The organism is Streptomyces sp. NPDC048734, assembly GCF_043198675.1.
Taxonomy (GTDB): Bacteria; Actinomycetota; Actinomycetes; order Streptomycetales; family Streptomycetaceae; genus Streptomyces.
The window spans coordinates 180,591-203,608 of record NZ_JBICUZ010000010.1; the positions used below are offsets into that span (position 1 = coordinate 180,591).

The window sequence follows — 23,018 nt, forward strand, 5'->3', positions numbered from 1 at the left end:
ACGCGAGATCGGCCGGTGCCGACTCGTCGAAGGGATACGTGAGGGAGTAGTGCGCTCCTTCCCGGGTGGACCGGGCGCGGCTCCCGGCCCGGCCGGTGTCACCGCTCAGACCGGCTGCGGCTCCCTGTCCGGACGGTGGATCGGGGTGGCCGAGCCGGTGAGTGGGGCCCCCGTCCCGCCGTGCCGCTCCGCGATGATCTCCGCCGCGATGGACACGGCGGTCTCCTCGGGTGTACGGGCCCCCAGATCCAGCCCGATCGGGGACCTCAGCCGGGCCAGCTCGTGTTCGCCGACGCCCGCCTCCCGCAACCGCCGCTCCCGGTCCTCGTGGGTGCGGCGCGAGCCCATCGCGCCGATGTAGGCGGCCGGCCGGCGCAGCGCCTCCCGCAGCAGGGGCACGTCGAACTTCGCGTCGTGGGTCAGGACGCACAGCACCGTCCGCCCGTCGGTGGCCGTGTCCCGCAGATACCGGTCGGGCCAGTCGACGACGATCTCGTCGGCGTCCGGGAAACGGGCTCGGGTGGCGAAGACCGGCCGGGCGTCGCACACCGTGACGTGGTAGCCGAGGAACCGTCCCGCCCGCACGAGCGCCGCCGCGAAGTCGATCGCGCCGAAGACGATCATGCGGGGTGGCGGCACTGCCGACTCCACGAGCAGGGTGACACCGCCCGGGCAGTGCGTGCCGTCCTCGGAGAGTTCCACCGTGCCGGTCCGGCCGGCGTCCAGCAGGGCGCGGGCCTCGGCGCGCGCGGTGCGGTCCAGCTCCGGGCCGCCGCCGAGGCCGGCCCCGTACGAGCCGTCGGGGCGGACGAGCAGGGCCCGGCCGAGCAGGGCGGCGGGGCCCCGCGCCACCCGGGCCAGGGCCACCGGCTCACCGCCCGCCGCGGCGGACAGCGCGGCGTCGTGCACCGCCCGCCCGGCGGAGAACGGAACGACCAGCACGTCGATCGTCCCGCCGCAGGTCAGTCCCACCGCGAAGGCGTCCTCGTCGCTGTAGCCGAACCGCTCGGTCAGCGGCTCGCCGTCACTCAGGGCCTGGCGGCACAGGTCGTACACGGCGCCCTCGACGCAGCCCCCGGAGACCGAGCCGATCGCCGTGCCGTCGGCGTCGACGGCCAGGGCCGCCCCGGGCGGACGCGGGGCGCTGCCGCCGACGGCGACGACCGTGGCGACGGCGAAGTCCCGGCCCTCCTCGACCCAGGCGTGCAGGGCCCCGGCCAGATCAAGCATCGCCGCCCGCCGACAGGACGCGGTCGGGCCGGATCGGCAGGTCGCGGTGGCGTACGCCGGTCGCGTGCCAGACGGCGTTGGCGATCGCGGCGGCCGCGCCCACGATGCCGACCTCGCCGATGCCCTTGATGCCGACCGGGTCGTCGGGGTCGGGGTCGTCGACCCAGTCGGCCTCGACGTGCGGGACGTCGGCGTGCGCGGCGACGTGGTAGCCGGCCAGGTCTGCGCCGTGGACACCGCCGCTCGCCGGGTCCCGGACGGCTTCTTCGTGCAGGGCCATGGACAGGCCCCAGATCATTCCGCCGACGAGCTGGTTGCGGGCGGTGAGGGGGTTGACGATCCGGCCGGCCGCGAAGACGCCCAGCATGCGGCGCACCCGGACCTCGCCGGTGGCCGGGTCGACGGCGACCTCGGCGAACTGGGCCCCGAAGGAGTGCCGTTCCTTCTGGGCGAGCGCGCCGACGGCCTCGGTCGTGTCCGACCGCACGGTGATGCCCTCCGGCGGGATGTCCCCGCCCGGCGCGAGGCCGCGGCGCAGTTCCTCGGCCGCGGCCGTGACGGCCCAGCTCCAGGAGCGGGTGCCCGCGGAGCCGCCGGCGATCATCGCGGGGCCGAGGTCGCTGTCGCCGATCCGCACCAGTACGCGGTCGGCGGGTACCTCCAGGGCGTCGGCGGCGACCAGGGTGAGCGCGGTCCGGGCGCCGGTGCCGATGTCGGCGGCGTTGATCCGGACCGTGAAGGTGCCGTCCGCCTCTGCTGTCACGGACGCCGTGGAGGGCATGGCCATCGCCGGGAAGGAGGCGGCCGCGGTGCCCGTGCCGAGCAGCCAGCGCCCCTGGCGGCGCACGCCCGGGCGCGGGTCGCGCTCCGCCCAGCCGAACCTGCGGGCCCCTTCCCGGAAGCAGGCGACGAGGTTGCGCCCGGCGAACGGCAGTCCGGAGACCGGTCCCACCTCGGGTTCGTTGCGCAGGCGCAGTTCGATCGGGTCGACACCGCACTTCTCGGCGAGTTCGTCGAGCGCCGACTCCAGCGCGAACGAGCCCGGTGCCTCGCCCGGGGCGCGCATCCAGGTCGGGGTGGGGACGTCGAGTCGCACCAGCCGGCTGACCGTGTGGTGGGCGTCGGCGGCGTACATCGACCGGCCGACCGCGGCGCTCGGCTCGACGAACTCGTGCACGGTGGAGGTCTGGTTCAGGGAGCGGTGCTCCAGGGCGCGCAGCCGCCCGTCCGGACCGGCGCCGAGGCGGACGCGCTGCGCGGTGGGGCTGCGGTAGCCGGCGAGCGAGAACATCTGCCGGCGGGTCATGACGACCCGGACGGGCCGCTGCAGCACGGTCGCGGCCATCACGGCGGCCACCTGGTGGGCGCGCACGCCCTTGCTGCCGAAGCCGCCGCCGACGTGCTCGGAGCGCACGCGCACGGAGGCCGGGTCGAGGGAGAACAGGTTCGCGAGCTCTCCCACGACCCAGGTGGTTCCCTGGTTGGAGTCGACGACCTCCAGCCGGCCGCCCTCCCAGCGGGCGGTCGCGGCGTGCGGCTCCATCGGGTTGTGGTGCTCCTCGGGGGTGGTGTACTGCGCGTCCACCACGACGGCGGACGCCGCGAGTTCCCGGTCCAGGTCGCCCTTCTCCGCCACGGCCGGCAGGTGCCCGTCGACCGGGTACGCCTGGGCCTCCCGTCCGGCCGAGAACGCGACGTCGTGCGGCTCCTCGTCGTACGTCACGACGAGGGTCTCGGCGGCCTCCCTGGCCTGTTCGGACGTCTCGGCGACGACCAGGGCCACGGGCCAGCCCAGGTGGGGCACCCGGTCGTGCTGGAAGAGGCCGGTGCTCGGGTCCGGCGGGACGCCCATCATGCCGACGAACCCGGTGTCGACGCGCGGGGCGTTGTGGTGGTGGAGCACGGTGAGGACGCCGGGCATCGCCAGGACGGTGTCGGTGTCCAGGGCGTGGACGCGGCCGCGGGCGACGGTGGACAGCACCAGCCAGCCGTGGGCGAGTTCGGCGAAGGGGATCTCGCCGGCGTAACGGGCCGCGCCGGTGACCTTGTCGCGGCCTTCCACCCGGGTGTGGGCGGTGCCGGTCACGCGCTCGGCGGCGGACCGGCCGGTGGTGGCGGTGGTCATCGGGCGGCCTCCTCGGCGAGTTCGCTGAGGACGGCCACGACGAGGTTGCGCATCAGGGTCACCTTGTATCCGTTGCGGGGCAGGGGCCTTGCGGCCGCCAGTTCGGCGTCCGCGGCGGCCGCGAAGGTCTCGGCGTCGGCCGGGGCGCCGGTCAGGACGCGTTCGGCTGCACGGGCCCGCCAGGGGCGGGAGGCGACGGCTCCGAAGGCCAGGCGCACGTCGTGCACGACGCCGTCCCTGAGGTCGAGGGCGGCGGCGACCGAGCCGATGGCGAAGGCGTACGAGGCCCGCTCGCGCACCTTGCGGTAGCGGGAGTTGGCCGCCGTGGCGCTGGGCGGCAGGGTGACAGCGGTGATCAGGGCGCCCCACGGCAGGGCGGTCTCCCGGTGCGGTGTCTGCCCCACGGGCAGATAGAGGTCGGTGAGCGGCAGCTCGCCCGGTCCGTCAGCGGTCTCGTAGGACAGGCGGGCGTCGAAGGCGGTCAGGGCCACGCCCATGTCGGAGGGGTGGGTGGCGACGCAGTGGCCGGAGGCGCCGAGGATGGCGTGATTGTGGTGCTCACCGGTGAGGGCGGGGCAGCCGCTGCCCGGATCACGCTTGTTGCAGGGCGAGTCGACGTCGGTGAAGTAACCGCAGCGGGTGCGTTGCAGCAGGTTGCCGCCGACGGTGGCCATGTTGCGCAGCTGCCCGGAGGCGCCGGCCAGTACCGCCTGGGCCAGGGCCGGGTAGCGGCGCCGGACCTCGGGGTGGGCGGCCAGATCGCTGTTGGTGACGGTCGCGCCGATGCGCAGTCCGCCGTCGTGCGTCGGCTCGACGCGGTTCAGGGGCAGTTCGCGTACGTCGACGAGCCGGGCGGGCCGCTCGACGCCGGTCTTCATCAGGTCGACCAGATTGGTGCCGCCGCCCAGGAAGCGGGCGTCCGTGTCACCGTCGAGCAGCGCCACGGCGCCGGGGACGTCGTGGGCGCGCCGGTAGCCGAACTCCCTCATGCCGACGCTCCGTTCGCCTCGGCGGCGCGGGCCACGGCCTGGACGATGGACACGTACGCGCCGCAGCGGCACAGGTTGCCGCTCATCCGTTCGCGGATCTCCTCGGGGGTCAGGGGTGGCGGCCCCGCCTCGGGCCGCAGGTCGTGGGTGGCGGCGCTCGGCCAGCCCGCGGCGTGTTCCTCGATCACGGCGATGGCCGAGCAGATCTGGCCGGGTGTGCAGTAGCCGCACTGGAAGCCGTCGAGGTCGAGGAACGCCTGCTGCACCGGGTGCAGCCGGTCGCCGTCGGCCACGCCCTCGACGGTGGTGATCTCGCGCCCTTCGGCCGCGACCGCCAGTTGCAGGCAGGCCACGCTGCGGCGGCCGTCGACCAGGACGGTGCAGGCGCCGCACTGCCCCTGGTCGCAGCCCTTCTTGGTGCCGGTCAGGTCGAGCCGTTCCCGCAGGGCGTCGAGCAGGGTGGTGCGGTGGTCGACGGTCAGCGTGCACTTCTCGCCGTTGACGGACAGGGTGAGGTCGCTGGACGTCGATGAGGCCATGGAAGCCTTCTCTCTCACGTGGTGAGGCGGGCCGGGCAAAGGTGTGGGCGCTGCGGCTGGCGGCGCCGGTGCGCGACCGTGCAGGATGCGGGGCAGGTGGGCCGTGTCCGGCCGCCCCGGGCTGTCCCGCAGGGGCGGCACGCCGATACGATGGGAACAAGCGGACAGCTGTCCGTTACCCGGAAAACGTAACGGACAACTGTCCGCTTAACAAGGACCGGGTTTCGGCCACCACCGCGAGGAGGGCCAGTGGGCCAGAACGAGGAAGCGCCTCTGCGCTCGGACGCCCAGCGCAACCGCGCGCGCATCCTGGAGGTGGCGCTGGCCGAACTGACCCGCTCGGCGGGCACCCCGCTGAGCACGATCGCCAAGAAGGCGGGCGTCGGGCAGGGGACCTTCTACCGCCACTTCCCCACCCGTGAGGCCCTGGTCCTGGAGATCTACCGCCACGAGATGCAGCAGGTCGCCGACACCGCGGCCCCGCTGCTGTGCAGCCGGGAACCCGACCGGGCGCTGCGCGAGTGGATGGACGGGCTCGCCCGGTTCGCCATGACCAAGGCGGGCCTGGCCGATGCGATCCGGCAGGCGGTCGGCGCACCGGGCACGCAGAAGCCGGGCCACGCCCCGGTGACGGAGGCGGCCGAGTGCCTGCTCCGCGCCGCCGAGCAGGCCGGCACCATCCGCCCCGGGATCACGGTGGACGACCTGTTCCTCGCCATCGGAGGCTTGTGGACACTCGACCCGCACGGCGACTGGCAGCCCCGGGCGACCCTCCTGCTGGACCTCGTCATGGACGCGCTCCGCGTCGGAGCGCCCGGGCGGTGACCTGCCGGAGCCGTCAGGGGCGCTGACGTGCCGTGGGCGGGGGCGGAAGTTCGCGCGCGTAGCGGTGCCAGTGGGCGGCGGTCTGTGAGGTCTGGCGAATCACCCGGTCCGAGCGGGGCGGGGCGGGCCAGAACTGCAGGAGGTAGCTGTCCGCCTGCGGCTCCCCGGTGACTCTGGTGTCGAGTTCCCGTCCCCGGTCCGTCCCCCGGGCGCAGTACCGCACCCGGTAGTCGGTCGGAGGAGATCCAGGTCCCACGCGGCCTCGCCCGCCCACTGCACCAGGCTGGTGCGCTCCGACACCGGCCGGAAGGACACCTCCACCACGTCCTCGCAGTCCGGGTCCAGCGCCGGGGGTGCGTCGTGGACCTCCACGACGAAGCCGACGTCACCCGTGTGCGGTCCGGTGCTCAGCCAGAGCGCGCCCGGGACCGCGGCCCCGCACAACCCCCCGCTCTGGCCCGCGAACGCCTCAGGAAGGCCCGGGGTCGTGCCGGGCGGATCGCTCTCGACGTAGATCTGCCCGTAGTGAACGTGCACCTCGCCCGTGGCCGGCCTCCGCACAGCAGCCACCCCCTCGTCGAGGACGGCCACGAAAGCCCGGGGCGGGCAGGCCGTCAGCTGCCCCGCATCATGCTGCAGACCACTGACAACCGGGCAGACGCCGGCGCGGCGGCCCCGGCCGACACGCAACCGGGGCGTACGGGGCGCACACCAGCCGGGCCGCGGGCACCGCGCATGCCCCATCCCTGCCGCCCCGCGAGGCCGGCTGCCGAACCGCACGCCATGCGGCCAGAGGGTGATCCGTGAGCTGATGTCCGCCTCTTGAGGAGAGGCTGCTGGTCGCGGGGGCCGCCGGAAGTACCGCTTCCTGACGAAGCGGCCGGGTGCGACGTGGTCGTGCCGGCAAGCTCGGGTCATGGGTTTGAGCATGGTCGTCGGTGTGCTCAGCAATGCCGGGGACGACTACGCCGAGATGCTCCGTGCCGGCTTCGTCGCGGTCGGCGAGCTGCTGCAGCGGGTGGTCGGCCCGCTCCCGGCGAGGTTGCCCTGCGGCTTGGGCGTGCACCCACTCCTGGGCGTGCACTCCGAGGAGAACGTCTCACATCCGTGGCATTTCCTCGCGAGGGCGAGGTCGAGATCAGCCGGCTTGCCCGTGTCGGCCGGGTACACCACGCTGAACCTCGGGCATGAGGACCACCGGCGAGCCCAGATCGCGCACCGATGAGTTCCCCGCGCCGCGCTGATCTGTACGCCGGACCTCCACGGACGGAAGGCTGGACCATGCGGAAACTGGTCTACGGCATGAACCTGACCCTGGACGGCTACATCGCCGCGGCCGGCGACGACATCGGCTGGAGCGGAACGCCGAGCGACGAGCTGTTCCAGTGGTGGCTCGACCACGAGCAGGCGAGTGGCCTGTCGCTGTACGGGCGCAAGCTGTGGGAGACGATGAGCTCCTACTGGCCGACCGGCGACCAGCAGCCCAACGCCACCCCGGCGGAGATCGAGTTCGCGCGGAACTGGCGGGACACGCCGAAGGTGGTGTTCTCCTCGACGATCGACAAGGTCGACTGGAACACCCGCCTGGTCACCGGCGACGCGATCGCCGAGATCACCCGGCTCAAGGCCGAGGACGGCGGCCCGATGAACATCGGCGGCGCAACGCTCGCCGGGGCGGCCATGCGCGCCGGACTGATCGACGAGTACGCGATCGCCGCCTGTCCGGTCCTGGTGGGCAGCGGCACGCCGTTCTTCACCGCGCTGGACAGCTGGGTGAACCTGAACCTGGTGGAGACGCGGACGTTTCCCGGCGGCGTGGTCCTGACCAGGTACGAGACGAGGCGCTGAGCAGCAGCACCCACGCGCTGGTCTCACGGTGATGTCGTAGTCGTATACGGCATCGGTGCGACACGGCCCGTGGGATTACGACATCAGCCGCGAGACCCTGCAACGGGGCTGGGGCAGGGGCAGGGGCGGGTCAGCCGGCCAGGCTGGTCAGGCCGTCGCTGCGCACCCAGCCCTTGGTGCCCTTGGCGATGCCGGACCTGGAGCGGCTGCCGAGCGGGGCGTCACGACGCGGCACCTGCCAAGTCGCGCGGCGGCAACACGGATCGGCGTCAGCGCCGGCACCGTCAAACGGTGGCGAGAACGCTCCGGGCACCGTTGAGACGGTGACTGCCGCTTCGGTGGACATCGGTCATCCGCACCCGCCTGGGACGTCCCGAGTTGTCGACGAGCGACTTCTGTTCTCGGGCTCTGGACCATGTGGTGCGGTTGCTCTGCGTCGCGGTATCTCCTTCCGGCGGGCGCTCGGTCGGTGAGGTCACCGGTTTCGGACGGTCCGTCCGGTGCGCGGTGGTCGACGGGGCGCAGGAACTTCGGGCCGTCCTGTCGGAGGCGGCCGGTAGCCTCACGCGCCATGGGGGAACGAGGCAGTACTCGTCAGCCGACCCGAAGACCGACCGCCAGCGTCAGTTCAAGGACCCGGTGTGGCGATGCGAGATCCGGAAACAGCTCCCGCAGCTGCGACATCCGGTACCGGACTGTCTGGGGATGGACGAACAACGCCGCCGCCACCTCCTCCCGCCTGCCCTGGTGCAGCAGCCACGCCCGCAACGTCTCCTCCAGCCGCCGCGCGGTCGCGACAGGCAAGGTCCGCAACGGTGCGAGGGCTCGGGCACGCAGGTCTGCGAACGCCTCCACGTCGGCGCTCAGCACCAGCTCGGGCAGGTGGTCCTCGGTGTCGCGAACAGCAGAGGACAGGGAGCGCGCGCGTACGGCTCGTGCGTACGAGGCGGACGCACGAGTCCATGGCCGGGCCGGGCCGACCACGGCGGTACGGTCGGTCAGCTGCCTCAGGAGATGTGATCGGTCCGCATCGGGGACGAGCAGCACGCCCAAGGCGTCCGGCAGATCGTCGAGGACGAGGGTGCTCGGGTCGAGCGCGCGGTAGGCAGGCCGGGCCTGGGCGGCGGGCAGCAGGACCGCGGTCAGCGAAACCGGAGGCTGCCACCCGGCCCGTTGAGCAGAGGCCAGCAGTACGTCCGGGCTCGCGCCGGCGAGGAGGTCGCGGGCCAGGTGTTCCAGGTGGCGCTCGTGGGCCCTGCCCCGGGCGGCCAGTTCGTCGGCGTGGCCCGCGGCGCTCGCGGCGGAGAGCTCGTCGATGTAGGCGAAGGTCAGCTCGGCGAACTTGGCGACCTCGGCGGCGGGCAGACCCGCGGGTACGGCGCCCGCTGCCAGGCATCGCCAGGCCACGCGGGCGCCGACGCGGTAGGCGCCGAGCAGGGCGTCCATCGAACGGCCGTCACGCACCTCGCCGCGGCCCAGCTCGTAGGCCGCGTCACCGGCGTCGCCGCCTGTGGCGTTCCCGCTCGCGAGGTCCAGGTAGTGCCCCAGGGCGGTGCGGACGGCTCGGCGGATGGTGGCGCCCATGTGGCCCGAGAGGGCGTTGGCGTAAGGAGGGACCTCGTCGATGATCGCCTGGACGACCTCGTCGGCGGTGGTCTTGAGCGCGGCCCGCAGTGCGGTGACCGTCGTCTCGTCCAGGGCCAGTTCGCTGGCCCTCTGGATTGCATGGCTCACGCTTTTGTTCCCTGCGAACAATTCAGCCGATCAAATTCACATCCTGCGGTCAGGACTTTACGCCCTGAGGCGCAGCAAGCTGGAGTCATGACGAGTACAGCCCTGCGCAGCAGGGCGTGGAAACTGCTGGAGATGGCCACGACGCCGCTGTTGCCGTCGGACTACCTCGACCTGGTCAGCCCGCTGCGGGCGGGCGCTGACCTGCGTGGGCGCATCGAGGCCGTGCACCCCGAGACGGGTGACGCCGCGACCATCGTGATCAGGCCGGGACGGGGCTGGCGCGGCCACACGGCCGGTCAGTACGTGCGGATCGGGGTCGACGTCGACGGGGTGCGCCTGTGGCGTGCCTACTCCATCACCTCGCCGCCAAACCGCCGGGACGGCCGCGTCACGATCACCGTGAAGGCGATCGAGGACGGCAAGGTCAGCAACCACCTGGTCCGCAGGGCGAAACCGGGCACGCTGATCCAGCTCGACCAGGCGACCGGTGACTTCGTGCTGCCGCAGGCCAAGCCCGCCAAGGTGCTCTACCTGACGGCCGGCAGCGGCATCACGCCCGTGATGGGCATGCTGCGCGACACCGAGTTCGAGGACGTCGTCATGGTCCACTGCGCACCGCGGCCGCAGGACGTGATCTTCCGCAACGAACTGCACGACCTGGTCGCGGACAAGAAGCTGCGGCTCACCGAGGTGCACACCGAGACGGACGGCATGCTCGACATCGCCCGTCTCGACGAACTCGTGCCCGACTGGGCCGAGCGCGAGACCTGGGCCTGCGGGCCCGCGGGCCTGCTCGACGCCGCCGAAGAGCACTGGAGCGAGCACGGCGTCCAAGAGCGCCTGCACACCGAACGCTTCCGCCCCGGCATCGTCGTCACCGGCGACGGCGGCGAGGTCACGTTCAGCGCCACCGGCAAGACCGTCGACGCGGACGGCGCCACGCCGTTGCTGGACGTCGGCGAGGAAGCCGGCGTGCTCATGCCCTCCGGGTGCCGCATGGGCATCTGCTTCGGCTGCGTCACGCCGCTCAAGGCGGGCGCCGTCCGCGATCTGCGCACCGGCGAGATCACCGAGGCCGAGCCGGGCGTCCTCATCCAGACCTGCGTGTCCGCCGCGGCGGGCCCCTGCGACATCGAACGGTAGGAGCACCTTGACCGCCATCGACCCCACCGCCCACCTGACCGCGGAGCAGATCGAGGAGCTGGGCCGCGAGCTGGACGCGATCCGCGACGAGGTGATCGCCGACCGCGGCGAGAAGGACGCCGCCTACATCCGTAAGGTCATCTCGGCGCAGCGCAAGCTCGAGCTGGCCAGCAGGGGCGTGCTGCTGTTCTCGATCTTCCCGCCCGCGTGGGTGCTCGGCACCGCCGGGCTGTCCGTGGCGAAGATCATGGACAACATGGAGATCGGCCACAACGTCCTGCACGGCCAGTGGGACTGGATGCGGGACCCGAAGATCCACTCCACCACCTGGGAGTGGGATCACGTCTCGCCGGCCGACCAGTGGAAGCACTCGCACAACGAGCTGCACCACACGTACACCAACGTGATCGGCAAGGACAACGACCTCGGCTACGGCATCATGCGCGTCGACGAGGACCAGAAGTGGCACCCGTTCCACCTCGGCCAGCCGCTGTGGAACTTCATCAACGCCTGCTTCTTCGAGTACGGCATCGCGGCGTACGACCTGGAGCTCGGCAAGAACCTGCACAAGCGCCGCCGCAAGAACCCGGAGTTCCGCGCGCGGGCCAGGGCCGTGGGCCGCAAGATCCGCAAGCAGGTGCTCAAGGACTACGTGATCCACCCGCTGCTGTCGGGCCCGTCGTTCCTCCCCACGCTCGCCGCCACGTTCACCGCGAACCTGGTCCGCAACATCTGGACCCACTCGGTGATCATGTGCGGGCACTTCCCCGAGGGCGTGCAGGTCTTCGAGCGCCGGTCGATCAAGGGCGAGACGCGCGGTCAGTGGTACCTGCGCCAGATGCTGGGCTCGGCGAACATCAGCGGCAGCAGGGCCATGCACTTCATGACCGGCAACCTGTCGCACCAGATCGAGCACCACCTGTTCCCGGACCTGCCGAGCAACCGGTACGCCGAGGTCGCGGTGAAGGTGCGCGCGCTGTTCGAGAAGTACGAGCTGGAGTACGTCACCGGCCCGCTGCCCAAGCAGGTGTTCTCCGCGTGGCACAAGGTCTTCCGGCTCTCGCTGCCGAACAAGAAGCCCAGGGTCGGAACGCCGGACCGCGAGCAGGAGCTCGTCGCGGCCTGATTCCCGGTAGTGGTTCGGATCTCTCGGCCGTACCGGCGGCACCGCCGGGTTCGGTGGGATCCGTTGCGGACGGTGGGCGGCCGCGACGTCGGACCGTACGACACGGGATCCGGGGCAGCTCGGTGTCCGGCTGCCCTGCCTGGACGTGCGCCAGGAGCTCGGCGCACAGCCCCGGCGAGGTGTTGCGGTGCGCTGACCTGCCGTGGTCGGGCCGGTGGTCGGGTGTGTACGCGCACTCGGTCTGCCGGCGGGTGGGCTGGGCGGAAGGCATGGGCGGTGACGTGGACACTACAGGAACCGATGTTCGCCGCCCCTGCGTCCGGCCCTGCGCTGCTGCCGGGGTGGGCGGGTGACCCGAGACGGGACGACCATCGTGCTCAGCTCGCCGTGTACGCGGGCGGGCGGGACAGGGTTGCGGCCAGGCGTCTCCTTCGCAGGCTGACGAAGAGGACCGGCACGGTGCCGCGGGTGGTGGTCACCGACCGGCTCCGCTCCTACGGCGCGGCCCACCGTGGGGTCACGCCCCCGGTGGAACACCGCTCCAGCGGCATGAGGGCGTAGAACGGCGCCGCACCGGAGCCGCCGATGTGCGTGAGGAACTGCCGGTAGGCGTCGGGCAGGACGATGTCGTGCCCGGCCTCGACCGCGGCGACACGTACTTCACAGGTCGGCCAGCGCGATCTCGCAGGGCGTGGCGGACAGGGCGGCGGCCGTGCCGTGACCGTTGAACCGGTTCGCGGACGAAGTAACAGGCCGGGACAGCCCTACCGGTCCGGTTGCCGGCGCAGAGACACCCCCTGACGCACGCGCCGCAGGCCAGGCAGCCACGACTCCCAACACGTCGACACCCGGGCTCCGTTGACACCCTGCGCCCCACATGCTTGCATCTCGCCATGCCGTTGCCGGAGCCGGAGCCCCTGACACGCCGCCGCGCCGTGGACCTCGTCCGCGTGGCCGCTGCACTGTGTCCCACGACAGGCTGACCCGCGCGCTCCCCTGACGTGTCCGTCGCCCTCCCCACCGCGTGAGCCGGTGGTACCGGCGCACACCGCCGCGGCACAAGCCCGCGCCCCGCACCGCATCGCCCCTCCCCTGTCGTGCTCCTTCGCCCACCATGACGAGGAACCGCCATGCCTTCTCCCACCCCCGCCGGCCACCACGAAACCGACTACGACCGCCGGAGGCTGCATCAGTGGCTCAACGGCGAGGCCAGAGCCGGCGGGGTCACCCGCCGCCGACTGCTCACCCTGCTCGCCGCCACCGCCGCCGGAACCGCACTCGGCACCCCCCGCCTCGCCCACGCCGACACGCCGATCATCAAGCCGCTGCCGCCCGAATGGTTCATCCAGCGCGGCACCAACGCCGAGACCCGCTGGGAAGCGCTGCGCGGCACCGGCCACCACACCCCCAACGACCTGTTCTTCGTCCGCAACCACACCGCCACCCCCCTGCTGTCAGCCGACGACTGGCGGCTGCGACTGTGGGGCAGCGGACTACGCCGCACCCCCAGCGAGACCGAACCGGTGGAGTTCGGCTACGACGACCTGCGAGCCCTGCCTGCCGTCACCCGCACCGCCTTCGTCGAATGCGCCGGAAACGCCCGCTCCTACTACACCACCCAGCAAGGCGACACCGCCGCCGGCACCCCCTGGACGCTCGGAGCGATCGGCGTCGCACGCTGGCGCGGCGTGCGCCTGGCCGACGTCCTGCGCAAGGCCGGACTGTCTTCCCGCGCGGTGGACGTCCAACCACGCGGCCTGGACGCCGAATACCTCAGCGGCGGCGAGAGCCTGGGCCGAGTACGCCGCCCCCTCCCCCTGGCCAAAGCCCTCGACGACGTCCTCCTCGCCTACGAGATGAACGGCGAACCCCTCCCCCACGACCACGGCTACCCCGTACGGGTGCTGGTGCCCTCCTGGGTGGGCATCGCCTCCATCAAATGGGTCGGCGACATCGAAGTCTCCGCACAACCGCTCTACTCCCCCTGGAACACCACCTTCTACCGGCTCTTCGGCCCTTCCCACCCCGAAGACGGCAGTGCGCCGATCACCCGTCAGACCATCAAGAGCGCCTTCGAACTCGCCGACGGAGCCACGTTCACGGCCGGACGCACCCACGTGGTACACGGACGCTCCTGGTCGGGAACCGGCGCCATCACCCACGTGGACATCAGCACCGACAACGGAACAACCTGGCGCCCCGCCCGCCTCCACGACCGGCCCCGCCCCCACACCTGGACCCGCTGGTCCCACACCTGGCACCCCCGCACACCCGGCGCCACCCACCTCCTGGCCCGCGCCACGGACACGGCCGGCCGCACACAGCCGGAGACCGCGGTACCCAACACCCACGGCTACCTCTTCGACGCCGCCGTACGGCACCCCGTCACAGTCACATGAGGAACGGCCCCGGACCGGACCGGTCGCCCCCGCCGGACCACGACGACCGCCACGCAGGACCGCCTCCCCGGCTCATCCACCACTCGGCCCCGCCACGAACGGCAGCACCAGCGCTGGGACGTGTGTCGGAAGTGGTGCCGGAGGATTCCGCGGAGTGCGGTCCGTGCCGTGTGATGCTGGCGTCATGACCGATCATCATGAGGTTGTTGTCGTCCGGTGGCCGGGCCGGACTCCCTCGATCGGGGACGGCCTGGCCACGTTGCTGGCGGCCTACCATCTGCGGACGCAGGCCGAGAAGGGCGAACCGGTTGCCGACGTGGACGGGCTGCCGGACCGCTACCGGGCGGAGGTCCGCGATCCGCAGAGCGCGTTCGGCCAGGACGTCGTGCTGGTGGCCCTCGTGGGCGGCACCGCTGTGGGCTGCCTGGTGGTGACCGATGCGGCCGACGGAGGGGCGGAGATCAAGAGACTCTGGACGGCTCCCGAGTTCCGCGGCCGGGGCATCGCGTCCGCCTTGCTCGGCGCCGCGCTGGCGCATGCTGCGGAAAACGGCGTGGACACCGTGCGGCTCTCGGTGTGGGAATGGCGGACCGGGGCCATCGCCCTGTACGAACGGTTCGGCTTCATCGTCACCGACCCATGGGACGAGCGGGATCAACTGGTGTGCATGCGGCACCCTGCATGAGTGGTCACAGCCCTTCGCCGACGGCCGCGACAGGATCAGCCGCCTCCGACGCGGCGAGCCGGCTGATCCGGCTGCTCCGGCCGGCTCAGGGCAGGAGCTCGTCCACGAGCGCGGCGACCTGCTCCACCTCGACGAGGAAGCCGTCGTGGCCGCAGGGGGACTCGATGACCCGGAGGCCGTCGGCCGGGCCGATGCCCGCCGCCAGCTCCGCCTGCTGCGAGAGGGGGTAGAGCCGGTCGGAATCGGCCCCGGCCACCAGGGTCCTGGCGGTCACCCGGCCCAGCGCGGCGCGCACACCGCCGCGGCCACGGCCGATGTCGTGGCTGTTCATCGCCTCGCACAGCGCGACGTAGCTGCCCGCGTCGAAGCGGCGTACCAGCTTGGCGGCGTGATGGTCGAGGTAGGACCCGACCCGATATCTCCCGCCCGACCACAGATCCTCCTCGGCCTGGGCGGATCGGCCGAAGCGGGCCTGGAGTTCCGGTTCGCTGCGGTAGGTGACGTGGGCGATCCGTCGGGCGACGCCGAGTCCTGCGTGCGGCCCCCGCGCCGTGGTGTGGTAATGGCCTTCGCGCCAGTGCGGGTCGGAGCGGATGGCATGCAGCTGGATGCCGGCCCACGCGATCTGCTCGGCGCTCGCGGCGGCCGTCGTGGCGAGCAGCAGCAGCGCGCCCACCCGCCCTGGACGCGCCACGGCCCACTCCAGTGCCCGCATGCCGCCCATCGAGCCGCCCACCACCAGGGCCCAGCGGTCGATGCCCAGCGCGTCCGCCAGACCGGCCTCGGCGGCGACCTGGTCACGCTGTGTCAGGAACGGGAAGTCACCGCCCCAGTGCCGTCCGTCGGGGCGGCGCGAGGCCGGCCCCGTGCTGCCCTGGCATCCACCGAGGACATTGGGGGCGACGACGAACCAGCGGTCCGTGTCGAGCGCCCGCCCGGGTCCGACGAGCCCGTCCCACCATCCGGGAGTCGGGTGTCCGGGCCCGGCGGGTCCGCTCACGTGGCTGTCACCGGTGAGGGCGTGCAGTACCAGAACGGCGTTGGAGCGGTCCGTCGCGAGCCGCCCCCAGGTCTCGAAGGCCAGCCGGAGGGAAGGCAGTTGACCGCCGGCCTCCAAACCGAGCGGCGTCTCGCGCTCGTACCACTGACGGCGCCCGGGCGGATCCCCCTCCCGCCAGGCCCCGGAGACCGGCGGGAGGGGGACCTGCGAGGGCGTCAACACGGTGTTCAGGACGCGCCCTTCGCCGCCCGGAACCCGGCTTCCAGGTCGGCCTTCAGATCGGCGAGGTTCTCGATGCCCACCGAGAGCCGCACCAGGCCGGGCGAGGCGCCGGTGGCCTCCAACTGCCGTTCGTCCAGCTGGCTGTGGGTGGTGGACGCCGGGTGGATGATGAGGCTGCGGACGTCGCCGATGTTCGCGAGGTGGCTGAACAGTTCGACGGCGTCCACCAATCGCTTCCCGGCCTCGGCACCGTCACGCAGTTCGAAGGCCAGAACGGCGCCCCCGCCGCGCGGCAGATAGCGCTGACCGGCTTCGTACCAGCGGTTGGACGGTAGTCCCGGGTAGTGGACGGCGGCGACCTCGTCGCGCTGCTCCAGCCATTCCGCCAGGGCCTGGGCGTTCGCGGAGTGTCGCTCGATGCGCAGGCTGAGCGTCTCCACGCCCTGGAGCAGCAGGAACGCGGAGTGCGGAGAGATGGCGGGGCCGAGGTCACGCAGCAACTGGACCCGGAGCTTGACGGCGAAGGCGCCGGGGCCCAGCGCGGGCCAGTACCGCAGGCCGTGGTAGCTGAGGTCGGGATCGGTGAAGTCGGGGAAGCGCTCGGTGTGGGCACCGAAGTCGAAGGTCCCGCCGTCGACGACGACGCCCCCGATGGTGGTCCCGTGCCCGCCGAGGAACTTGGTCGCCGAGTGGACGACGACGTCGGCGCCGTGCTCGATGGGCCGCAGCAGGTACGGCGTGGGCACGGTGTTGTCCACGATCAGCGGGACGCCGGCTTCGTGCGCGACGGCCGCCACGGCCCTGACGTCGAGCACATTGCCGCGCGGGTTGCCCAGCGTCTCGGCGAACAGTGCCTTGGTGCCGGGTCGGATCGCCGCCCGCCAGGCCTCTACGTCGTCCGGGTCGTCGACGAAGGACACCTCGATGCCGAACTTGGGCAGCGTGTGGCGGAACAGGTTGTACGTGCCCCCGTACAGGGAGGCGCTGGAGACGATGTGGTCACCCGAGCCGGCCAGCGTGAGGATCGCCAGGGTCTGCGCAGCTTGCCCGGACGCCAGCGCCACCGCCGTGACGCCGCCTTCCAGCGCGGCGACGCGCTGCTCGAAGACGTCCTGGGTGGGGTTGTGGATGCGGGTGTAGATGTTGCCCGGCTCGGCGAGCGAGAACAGGTCGGCGGCGTGCCGAGCGTCCCGGAACACGAACGACGACGTCTGGTAGATCGGCGTCGCCCGGGCGCCGGTCACCGGATCCGGTGCGGCACCCGCGTGGATCTGCTTGGTCTCGAAGGACCAGGCCGAGGTGTCGGGTCCGGTGGACTCCTCGTCCGGCGTGTGACCGGCGGTGACGGAGTCGATCGGCTGGTTCATGGTGCTGCTCCCTTGCACGGAGGGTCGAGTACGTGACGCACGGGTGCGCACCGCGACAGGGCGTTGCGGCGCGCTGACGGCGCGGGGGAAGAACCGCGGGACCGAGCGCCGTGCCCGGAACCAGGGCAGCGGTCGGTGCAGCGCGGAGGAGAGGCGGGGCGAAGGCCCGAGCGGGGCGTCAGCTCTGAGCGGTACAGCTCGTGGTGGTGACACGCACGTAGTCGACGTGGCGGCGGGTCACGAGCGCGGTCATGAGGCCAGAGAAGCACACGCCGGCGTGGAAGCACCAGTACGGCGGGCAGGGACGCGGATCCTGACACACGCCCGCAACACGGTTGCCGTGAAAGCTCGTCGGGTGTCCGTCGCGTGGACGGCGGCCGCACCTGTCGTCCCTCGGTCTCGGCGATCACGGCCGGGGTTCTTCTTGGCCTCTCCAGGCGGCCGGGGTTCTTCTTGGCCTCTCCAGGCGGCCGGGGTTCTTCTTGGCCTCTCCAGGCGGCCGGGGGCAGGCGCCTGGTGCGGAACCAGCACCTCGGCTCAGCCGACTTCACCGAGCCTGAGGTGCGGAAGGACCTCAGGGCCGCCCGGTCCGGGTGCGCCGGTGTTCGACCTCGTCAGGCGGGGCCGCCGTGCCGGCCCGAGCTGATCCGCGCGGCTCCGGCCGGCAGTCTTCCGCGGGCGGCGTCGAGTTCGCCAGCACGTCGAGCCGTTGTGCCCCTCGGCGACGCGTGCCAGGTGAGTTGCCGGACCGACCGGCCACGCGGGCACGCGCGTGAAGTGCCCGATCGGACAGAGTGTGGATCAGGTGGCACGTGGATCAGGTGGCAGGACAAGCGCTCCACGCGTTCCGGAGAGCCGGCTGCCGGACGCGGGGGCGGCAGAAGGAGCGGCGCGACCGGGAGTCCCTCTAGGACACCGCCCAAGTCGTCGGCCCTGCGTCGGACTCCGTCTCGCCGGCCGTCCTGCGGCTTCAACCGCGTGACGGCCGCCGCGAAGCCGCCGAAGCCACCCGCCGCAAGGGCGTGGGGCGTGGTCGTTCTCCGGGGCGCGGGACGCGCTGCGGCAGTGCGGTGCCGGGTGGTACCGCGCCCGGTCCCCCGGCATCGCGGCCTCCGGAGGCGCCGGCTTCGTGCCGATGATCCGGGGTGCCGCGGGCGTCACCCCGCAGAGCCCGGCGCAGGCACAGGCACAGGCGCAGGCGCAGGCGCAGGCCGTCGGGTCCTGCCCGCTCGGCTTCGACGAGCCGGACACGGAGTCTCGAGCGGACCGGTCCAGGGCAGGGCTTTCCGCACGGCACCGTGCCCCAGTGAACCTTCAACCATCGGGTTCGCTGGGCTCTTTTGCACATGCTTCCCCCGTCTGGAAAAATCGGTGGTAGCAGAACCGTATGGAGAAGCTGCGCGAGCACCCCGCAGCACATCGCACCGTTCACGGCAGCGCCGACGCCTTTCCCGGACGCCGTTCCGCCTGTCCCCTCGGAGACTCCGCGTCTCAGACACCACTGCCACAGCCCGAACGGCCGGGAGACGGATCATGGCCACGGCGGAATTCGTTTCTGAACGAGAATCAGATTATCTGTCGCAACTGACGATGGCCGCGGCACGTTACGAGAACCGGAACGAACAGCGGGAGCGCAACCAGAACGTCCTCGAAACCCGTGGCGTGCTCTACGCCGACGCCCCCGAGCGGGTCGAGAAGCGGCTGGCACGACTCGGTGCCGACTGGGCGATGGCCCGGGCGATCGAACAGACGCCGACCGAGCCCGCCGTCAGCGCGGGAAGCACCCTGCAACTGCCCCCGGAGGCCTTCACCAGTGAGCTGCTGGGGCTCGAGCGCCTGATCGGGCGCAACAACCTCGCCCCGGTGGCGTTCCTGGAGGAGGGCTTCCAGGTGTCCCGCTCGGTCGGCCGGGTCACCATCACCGGACCGGGCGGCGGACACGGCACCGGCTTCATGGTGTCCCCCTCCCTGCTGCTCACCAACAACCACGTGCTGCGCGACGTGGCGGACGTGGACCGCAGCAAGGTCGCGTTCTCCCTGCAGGACGGCATCGACGGCAACCCGCTGATGCCTGCGATCTTCGAGCTGGAGCCGCAGCGCTTCTTCGTCACCGACCGCGCGCTGGACTACAGCCTGGTCGCGGTGGCCCCGCGCGGCACCAGGGGCGAGGAGCTGTCGTCGTTCGGCCGACTGGTGCTCAGCGAGGCGCAGGGCAAGGTCGTGATCGGGGAGTTCGTCAACATCATCCAGCACCCGCGGGGCGAGCCGAAGCAGATCGCGCTGCGGGAGAACCAGATCGTCGACGTCCTGGAGCGGTTCCTGCACTACGAGTCCGACACCCGTGAGGGCTCGTCGGGGTCCCCCGTCTTCAACGACCAGTGGGAGGTCGTCGCCCTGCACCACTCGGCCGTCCCGAAGACCGACGACCAGGGCCGGCCCTTGAGCATCGACGGCTCGGTGTGGCGCCCGGACATGGGCGACCAGCAACTGGCGTGGCGGGCCAACGAGGGCGTGCGGATCAGCCGGGTGCTGAGCGCGCTGCACGAGGTCACCCTGACCGGTGAGGCGGCCCGGCTGCGGGACGAGGTGTTCACCGCCGGACTCACGCCGCCCCCCGTGGAGAGCGCCCCTGCGGTCCCCCTGCCCCCGGCGGACGGTGGCTCCTCCCCGGTGGGCACCGACGGGTCACGGCCCCAGACGCACAGGACGGCGCGGGAACAGGCGCAGGGCCTGTCGTCGCCGGTGGCCGACGGGGCCGCGCAGCTCACCGTCCCGCTGCGGATCACTGTCGACTTCGGCACCACGTCGGTCTCGTCGGCGGGCCTCCTCGCCCCCCTGCCCACGCTCGCGCCGGCGACAGCGCCGCAGCCCTCGGCCGGGCGGACGGATGTCGTGTCGGCGGTCGAGAAGGACGTCGACGCCGCACTGTTCAACCACCGGCTCGCGCAGGAACGTCCGTACTACGACCGGACCGCCGACGCGGCGGCGCGCGAGGCGTACTACGCGGGCGTGGACGCCGACGACGGCGACGCGCTGCGCCGTGCGCTCACCGCGCTGCTGGAGGAGACCCACACCCCGCGGCCCCGCTACAAGCCGATGCGACTGGTCTACCCCTGGGTCGACCTGCACAAGGACGGTCGGCTGCGCAGCATCTACTCGGGCAAGGACTTCTCTCCCGAGGAGCTGATACGGGCGGACGCGGCCGTCGCCGAGGCACGGCTGGCCAGTATGCGGGAACTGCTGCTCCAGGAGAGCACGGCGGGTCCGGCCGAGTTCGAGGCGGAGTTCGACGCCCTGGAGGCGTCGATGCCGTTCAACTGCGAGCACGTGGTGCCGCAGTCGTGGTTCGCCAAGCAGGAGCCCATGCGGGGCGACCTGCACCACCTGTTCGCGTGCGAGGTGGGCTGCAACAGTTTCCGCGGCAACTTCCCGTACTTCGACTTCCCCGACTTCGAGGAAGCGGTCCGGGACGACTGCGGGATGCGCGAGAGCGTGGGATTCGAGCCGGAGAACGGCAAGGGGGCGGTCTCGCGGGCCACCCTGTACTTCCTGCTCCGGTATCCGGGACAGGTCGGTGACGCCGCGCGCGAGTTCCCCGAGGACCGGCTGCCCGTGCTGCTGAAGTGGCACGAGAGGGAGCCGGTCACCGAGTACGAGCTGCACCGCAACGCGGCCGTCGCGGAGCTCCAGGGCAACCGGAATCCGCTGATAGACCATCCGGAGTGGGCCCGCGAGATCGACTTCTCCGGTGTCTGGCCCTGAGGGGCCCGGCGTCACGGCGGATGAACGGCAGGCAGGGCGGCGATTCCGCCAAGTTCGCCCGCGTCCTGCTGACGACCGCCGACCAGGACAGGCCGCCGCTGCGGTTCGTCGCCGGCGCGGACGCCATCGAGGGCGTCGAGGCCAAGGCCGAGGAACTGCCGGCCCAGGCCGAGGCCTCCCGCGAGCTCGGCGCCGATCCGGCCCACGACGACGCCGACGCCTGAGCATCACTCCAGGGGGGCGGCCGAACGACGCGACACCACTTCGGCGGGTTCCTCACCCGCGAGTTCGACGGCGACCCGATGGGGCTCACCCGACATGCGCAACGGCCCGGCCGGGGCGTCGAATCCGCAGGAGTACCCGTCAGGCATTTCCCACCACGCCTCGTCGGACGCCCGGTCCCGCAGGACGTACACGTGGAACTCGTCATCGAAGGTGATCACGGGGCCGACCGGCAGGGGCGCTCCTGGAGTACGGCGCCCACGGCGGGCGGGATCCGCGCCCCGGCGAGCACGAGCCCCACGTCGATCACACAGCTTGAGATGGCACCCGAGCTCAGCCGAGGCCACGATGGGCGGCCCACGACGCCCCGGCACGGTCGGCGGCCTCGGCGACCAGAGCCGCCAGCTCGGGTCTGTCGGGGACGGGGAACGAGACGTACGCACCCCGGCCACCGTCGACCGGTCGGCCATAGGCCTTCACGGCGAGGTGACCGTCCGGCAGGAGCCGGACGTTGAGCGTGGTCAGGGTGAACGCCTCACCGCGCCGTGTGTCCGTCCAGCGCAGCGCCTGCGGGATCGTGACGTTGATCGCCAGAGCACTTACTTCCAGGTCGCTGCTCATGGACGAATGCTCTCACGCCGGTCGCCGCAGGCGGCCGCCCCCGCGAAAGCGCCTGTGCGGCAAGGCGCGGTCCTCCCACGAGCCCGTCGCGGGTGCCACGACGGACTCCAGGACACACCGCGTGGGCGAGGCCGGCCGGGTGCGTCAGTCGAACGACTGCGGCAGCCGGCCGCATCCGTTCCGGCCAACTCCCGCCCCCTGCCGGGCTTCACGGCGGGGACCGGACCGGTCCTCGACGGTGCGACGTCACCTTGACGAGCCGAAGTCGGTAACAGCCATACCTGTCACAGCCGTTGACTTGCGGCGAGGGGCGCCTTCACCATGACCGGGCGGTCACATGACCGTCCGGTCACATGAAGGGGTGTCCATGCCCACTCCCACCTGGACCCGGCTGTCGCCCGCCCGCCGCGAGCGGGTCCTGGTCGCGGCGATGGACGAGTTCGGCACCCACGGCTACTCCACGGGCAGCCTGAACGTGATCGCCCGCGAGGCCGGGGTGGCCAAGGGCTCCCTGTTTCAGTACTTCTCGGGCAAGCTGGATCTTTTCTCCTACGTGGCCGAGCAGACCTCGCTGCGCGTCTACGCGCACATGCAGCCCTGGCTCGACGGCTACGACGGGACCGGCGACTTCACCACGCACCTCGTCGACGCGCTGGAGGCCTGGCTCGAGTACTTCGCCGGGCAGCCGCTGGAGCGCGGGGTGGCCGCCGCCACCAACATGGAGATGGACCCGGCGGTTCGAGACGCGGTCAGGCAACCCGTGAACGCCATGTACCTGGCCGGTCTCCGCCCTCTCCTGGAACGCGCCGTCGGCGCCGGGTACCTGCGCGAGGACGCCGACCTGGACGCGCTGCTGTCGCTCCTTCTGGTGCTCCTGCCGCACCTGGCGCTCATCGCGCACGTCCCGACACCGAACAGCCCCGTGCAGCTCACCGGGGTCGATCCTCAGGTCCGGCGCGAGAACCTCGAACGTCTCGTCATCCCGCTGCTCGCCGAGTTCGCAGTGCGGGACGGCCGATGACGAAACCGGGCTGCGAGGTCGTCATCCACCTGCCGGGCGCAGGGCACCGGCCGGCAGCCGGCCCGGCCCGCTCGGGCGGCGGGGGGGGGGGGGGGGCGGGGGGGGGGGGGGGGGGGGGGGGGGCGCGGGGGCGGGGGGGGGGGGGGGGGGGGGGGGCGGT

Annotated in this window: 21 protein-coding genes and 1 pseudogene; 12 read left to right on the forward strand and 10 right to left on the reverse strand. The window is 72.2% G+C overall.

The window, feature by feature from the left end; genetic code table 11:
- Positions 1 to 105: 105 nt before the first annotated feature.
- From ACGFQC_RS25455 to ACGFQC_RS25470, 4 genes are read right to left on the reverse strand one after another with little or no spacing between them, the layout of a single operon-like run.
- The gene (locus ACGFQC_RS25455; RefSeq protein ID WP_363092257.1) at positions 106 to 1,230 is read right to left on the reverse strand and encodes an XdhC/CoxI family protein; all 1,125 of its coding nucleotides are present in this window, start codon (positions 1,228 to 1,230) and stop codon (positions 106 to 108) included.
- Positions 1,223 to 3,355, reverse strand: a complete 2,133-nt coding sequence (locus tag ACGFQC_RS25460) for a xanthine dehydrogenase family protein molybdopterin-binding subunit (protein WP_363092258.1) — start codon at positions 3,353 to 3,355, stop codon at positions 1,223 to 1,225. The genes ACGFQC_RS25455 and ACGFQC_RS25460 overlap by 8 nt, the downstream gene beginning before the upstream one ends.
- A complete protein-coding gene (locus ACGFQC_RS25465; RefSeq protein ID WP_363092259.1) occupies positions 3,352 to 4,344 on the reverse strand; it encodes a xanthine dehydrogenase family protein subunit M in 993 nt (330 codons plus the stop codon). Before ACGFQC_RS25465 ends, ACGFQC_RS25460 begins: the two co-directional genes overlap by 4 nt.
- Positions 4,341 to 4,883 (reverse strand): 2Fe-2S iron-sulfur cluster-binding protein, encoded by a 543-nt coding sequence (locus ACGFQC_RS25470; protein WP_363092260.1) that lies wholly within the window; start codon positions 4,881 to 4,883, stop codon positions 4,341 to 4,343. Before ACGFQC_RS25470 ends, ACGFQC_RS25465 begins: the two co-directional genes overlap by 4 nt.
- Positions 4,884 to 5,132: 249 nt before the next feature.
- Between ACGFQC_RS25470 and ACGFQC_RS25475 the strand changes: the two genes are divergently transcribed.
- The gene (locus ACGFQC_RS25475; RefSeq protein ID WP_363092261.1) at positions 5,133 to 5,708 is read left to right on the forward strand and encodes a TetR/AcrR family transcriptional regulator; all 576 of its coding nucleotides are present in this window, start codon (positions 5,133 to 5,135) and stop codon (positions 5,706 to 5,708) included.
- 13 nt (positions 5,709 to 5,721) lie between these two features.
- On the opposite strand, the gene ACGFQC_RS25480 is transcribed toward ACGFQC_RS25475, so the two are convergent.
- On the reverse strand, positions 5,722 to 5,964 hold the full coding sequence (locus ACGFQC_RS25480) for a hypothetical protein (RefSeq protein ID WP_363092262.1): 243 nt from the start codon (positions 5,962 to 5,964) through the stop codon (positions 5,722 to 5,724).
- 660 nt (positions 5,965 to 6,624) lie between these two features.
- Between ACGFQC_RS25480 and ACGFQC_RS25485 the strand changes: the two genes are divergently transcribed.
- Complete coding sequence (locus ACGFQC_RS25485) at positions 6,625 to 6,933, forward strand: hypothetical protein (protein ID WP_363092263.1); 309 nt, start codon at positions 6,625 to 6,627, stop codon at positions 6,931 to 6,933.
- Between the two features lie 56 nt (positions 6,934 to 6,989).
- The gene (locus ACGFQC_RS25490) at positions 6,990 to 7,556 is read left to right on the forward strand and encodes a dihydrofolate reductase family protein (RefSeq protein ID WP_363092264.1); all 567 of its coding nucleotides are present in this window, start codon (positions 6,990 to 6,992) and stop codon (positions 7,554 to 7,556) included.
- A 594-nt stretch (positions 7,557 to 8,150) separates the two neighbouring features.
- Here the strand turns inward: ACGFQC_RS25490 and ACGFQC_RS25495 are convergent.
- Positions 8,151 to 9,290 (reverse strand): helix-turn-helix domain-containing protein, encoded by a 1,140-nt coding sequence (locus ACGFQC_RS25495; RefSeq protein ID WP_363092265.1) that lies wholly within the window; start codon positions 9,288 to 9,290, stop codon positions 8,151 to 8,153.
- A gap of 87 nt (positions 9,291 to 9,377) precedes the next feature.
- Here ACGFQC_RS25495 and ACGFQC_RS25500 point away from each other — a divergent pair, with 87 nt between their 5' ends.
- The 6 genes and pseudogenes from ACGFQC_RS25500 (at position 9,378) to ACGFQC_RS25525 (ending at position 14,643) form a co-directional block, all read left to right on the forward strand.
- On the forward strand, positions 9,378 to 10,433 hold the full coding sequence (locus tag ACGFQC_RS25500; protein ID WP_363092266.1) for a ferredoxin reductase: 1,056 nt from the start codon (positions 9,378 to 9,380) through the stop codon (positions 10,431 to 10,433).
- A gap of 7 nt (positions 10,434 to 10,440) precedes the next feature.
- Complete coding sequence (locus ACGFQC_RS25505; protein ID WP_363092267.1) at positions 10,441 to 11,559, forward strand: acyl-CoA desaturase; 1,119 nt, start codon at positions 10,441 to 10,443, stop codon at positions 11,557 to 11,559.
- Positions 11,560 to 11,617: 58 nt separating this feature from the next.
- Complete coding sequence (locus ACGFQC_RS25510) at positions 11,618 to 11,755, forward strand: DUF6207 family protein (protein ID WP_363092292.1); 138 nt, start codon at positions 11,618 to 11,620, stop codon at positions 11,753 to 11,755.
- A 206-nt stretch (positions 11,756 to 11,961) separates the two neighbouring features.
- Positions 11,962 to 12,102, forward strand: a pseudogene (locus tag ACGFQC_RS25515) (IS6 family transposase); the annotation flags it as partial.
- A 587-nt stretch (positions 12,103 to 12,689) separates the two neighbouring features.
- The gene (locus ACGFQC_RS25520) at positions 12,690 to 13,958 is read left to right on the forward strand and encodes a sulfite oxidase (RefSeq protein WP_363092268.1); all 1,269 of its coding nucleotides are present in this window, start codon (positions 12,690 to 12,692) and stop codon (positions 13,956 to 13,958) included.
- A 184-nt stretch (positions 13,959 to 14,142) separates the two neighbouring features.
- Positions 14,143 to 14,643 carry a GNAT family N-acetyltransferase gene (locus tag ACGFQC_RS25525; RefSeq protein ID WP_363092269.1) on the forward strand — a complete coding sequence of 167 codons (501 nt, stop codon included), beginning with the start codon at positions 14,143 to 14,145 and terminating at the stop codon, positions 14,641 to 14,643.
- An 85-nt stretch (positions 14,644 to 14,728) separates the two neighbouring features.
- Here ACGFQC_RS25525 and ACGFQC_RS25530 read toward each other — a convergent pair whose 3' ends face one another.
- Positions 14,729 to 15,865 carry a homoserine O-acetyltransferase gene (locus tag ACGFQC_RS25530; RefSeq protein ID WP_363092270.1) on the reverse strand — a complete coding sequence of 379 codons (1,137 nt, stop codon included), beginning with the start codon at positions 15,863 to 15,865 and terminating at the stop codon, positions 14,729 to 14,731.
- Between the two features lie 5 nt (positions 15,866 to 15,870).
- Positions 15,871 to 17,232, reverse strand: a complete 1,362-nt coding sequence (locus ACGFQC_RS25535; protein ID WP_363092271.1) for a bifunctional o-acetylhomoserine/o-acetylserine sulfhydrylase — start codon at positions 17,230 to 17,232, stop codon at positions 15,871 to 15,873.
- Positions 17,233 to 18,822: 1,590 nt separating this feature from the next.
- Here ACGFQC_RS25535 and ACGFQC_RS25540 point away from each other — a divergent pair.
- Together ACGFQC_RS25540 and ACGFQC_RS25545 are read left to right on the forward strand one after the other, a co-directional pair.
- Positions 18,823 to 20,994 (forward strand): endonuclease, encoded by a 2,172-nt coding sequence (locus ACGFQC_RS25540; RefSeq protein WP_363092272.1) that lies wholly within the window; start codon positions 18,823 to 18,825, stop codon positions 20,992 to 20,994.
- Positions 20,995 to 21,014: 20 nt separating this feature from the next.
- Positions 21,015 to 21,218, forward strand: coding sequence for a hypothetical protein (locus ACGFQC_RS25545; protein ID WP_363092273.1), 204 nt, complete (start codon positions 21,015 to 21,017; stop codon positions 21,216 to 21,218).
- Positions 21,219 to 21,221: 3 nt separating this feature from the next.
- On the opposite strand, the gene ACGFQC_RS25550 is transcribed toward ACGFQC_RS25545, so the two are convergent.
- Positions 21,222 to 21,437: a hypothetical protein gene (locus tag ACGFQC_RS25550; RefSeq protein WP_363092274.1), complete on the reverse strand. Its 216-nt coding sequence runs from the start codon at positions 21,435 to 21,437 to the stop codon at positions 21,222 to 21,224.
- A gap of 112 nt (positions 21,438 to 21,549) precedes the next feature.
- Positions 21,550 to 21,837 carry a hypothetical protein gene (locus tag ACGFQC_RS25555; RefSeq protein WP_363092275.1) on the reverse strand — a complete coding sequence of 96 codons (288 nt, stop codon included), beginning with the start codon at positions 21,835 to 21,837 and terminating at the stop codon, positions 21,550 to 21,552.
- Between the two features lie 367 nt (positions 21,838 to 22,204).
- Between ACGFQC_RS25555 and ACGFQC_RS25560 the strand changes: the two genes are divergently transcribed.
- A complete protein-coding gene (locus ACGFQC_RS25560) occupies positions 22,205 to 22,858 on the forward strand; it encodes a TetR/AcrR family transcriptional regulator (RefSeq protein WP_363092276.1) in 654 nt (217 codons plus the stop codon).
- Positions 22,859 to 23,018: the final 160 nt, after the last annotated feature.

Excerpts from the sequence above, each read along its gene's own strand:
- ACGFQC_RS25555 (WP_363092275.1), bottom strand. The coding sequence starts at position 21,837 with ATGAGCAGCGACCTGGAAGTAAGTGCTCTGGCGATCAACGTCACGATC.
- ACGFQC_RS25460 (WP_363092258.1), bottom strand. The coding sequence starts at position 3,355 with ATGACCACCGCCACCACCGGCCGGTCCGCCGCCGAGCGCGTGACCGGC.
- ACGFQC_RS25455 (WP_363092257.1), bottom strand. The coding sequence starts at position 1,230 with ATGCTTGATCTGGCCGGGGCCCTGCACGCCTGGGTCGAGGAGGGCCGG.
- ACGFQC_RS25490 (WP_363092264.1), top strand. The coding sequence starts at position 6,990 with ATGCGGAAACTGGTCTACGGCATGAACCTGACCCTGGACGGCTACATC.
- ACGFQC_RS25535 (WP_363092271.1), bottom strand. The coding sequence starts at position 17,232 with ATGAACCAGCCGATCGACTCCGTCACCGCCGGTCACACGCCGGACGAG.
- ACGFQC_RS25465 (WP_363092259.1), bottom strand. The coding sequence starts at position 4,344 with ATGAGGGAGTTCGGCTACCGGCGCGCCCACGACGTCCCCGGCGCCGTG.
- ACGFQC_RS25525 (WP_363092269.1), top strand. The coding sequence starts at position 14,143 with ATGACCGATCATCATGAGGTTGTTGTCGTCCGGTGGCCGGGCCGGACT.
- ACGFQC_RS25485 (WP_363092263.1), top strand. The coding sequence starts at position 6,625 with ATGGGTTTGAGCATGGTCGTCGGTGTGCTCAGCAATGCCGGGGACGAC.
- ACGFQC_RS25560 (WP_363092276.1), top strand. The coding sequence starts at position 22,205 with ATGCCCACTCCCACCTGGACCCGGCTGTCGCCCGCCCGCCGCGAGCGG.
- ACGFQC_RS25520 (WP_363092268.1), top strand. The coding sequence starts at position 12,690 with ATGCCTTCTCCCACCCCCGCCGGCCACCACGAAACCGACTACGACCGC.
- ACGFQC_RS25470 (WP_363092260.1), bottom strand. The coding sequence starts at position 4,883 with ATGGCCTCATCGACGTCCAGCGACCTCACCCTGTCCGTCAACGGCGAG.
- ACGFQC_RS25540 (WP_363092272.1), top strand. The coding sequence starts at position 18,823 with ATGGCCGCGGCACGTTACGAGAACCGGAACGAACAGCGGGAGCGCAAC.
- ACGFQC_RS25500 (WP_363092266.1), top strand. The coding sequence starts at position 9,378 with ATGACGAGTACAGCCCTGCGCAGCAGGGCGTGGAAACTGCTGGAGATG.
- ACGFQC_RS25545 (WP_363092273.1), top strand. The coding sequence starts at position 21,015 with ATGAACGGCAGGCAGGGCGGCGATTCCGCCAAGTTCGCCCGCGTCCTG.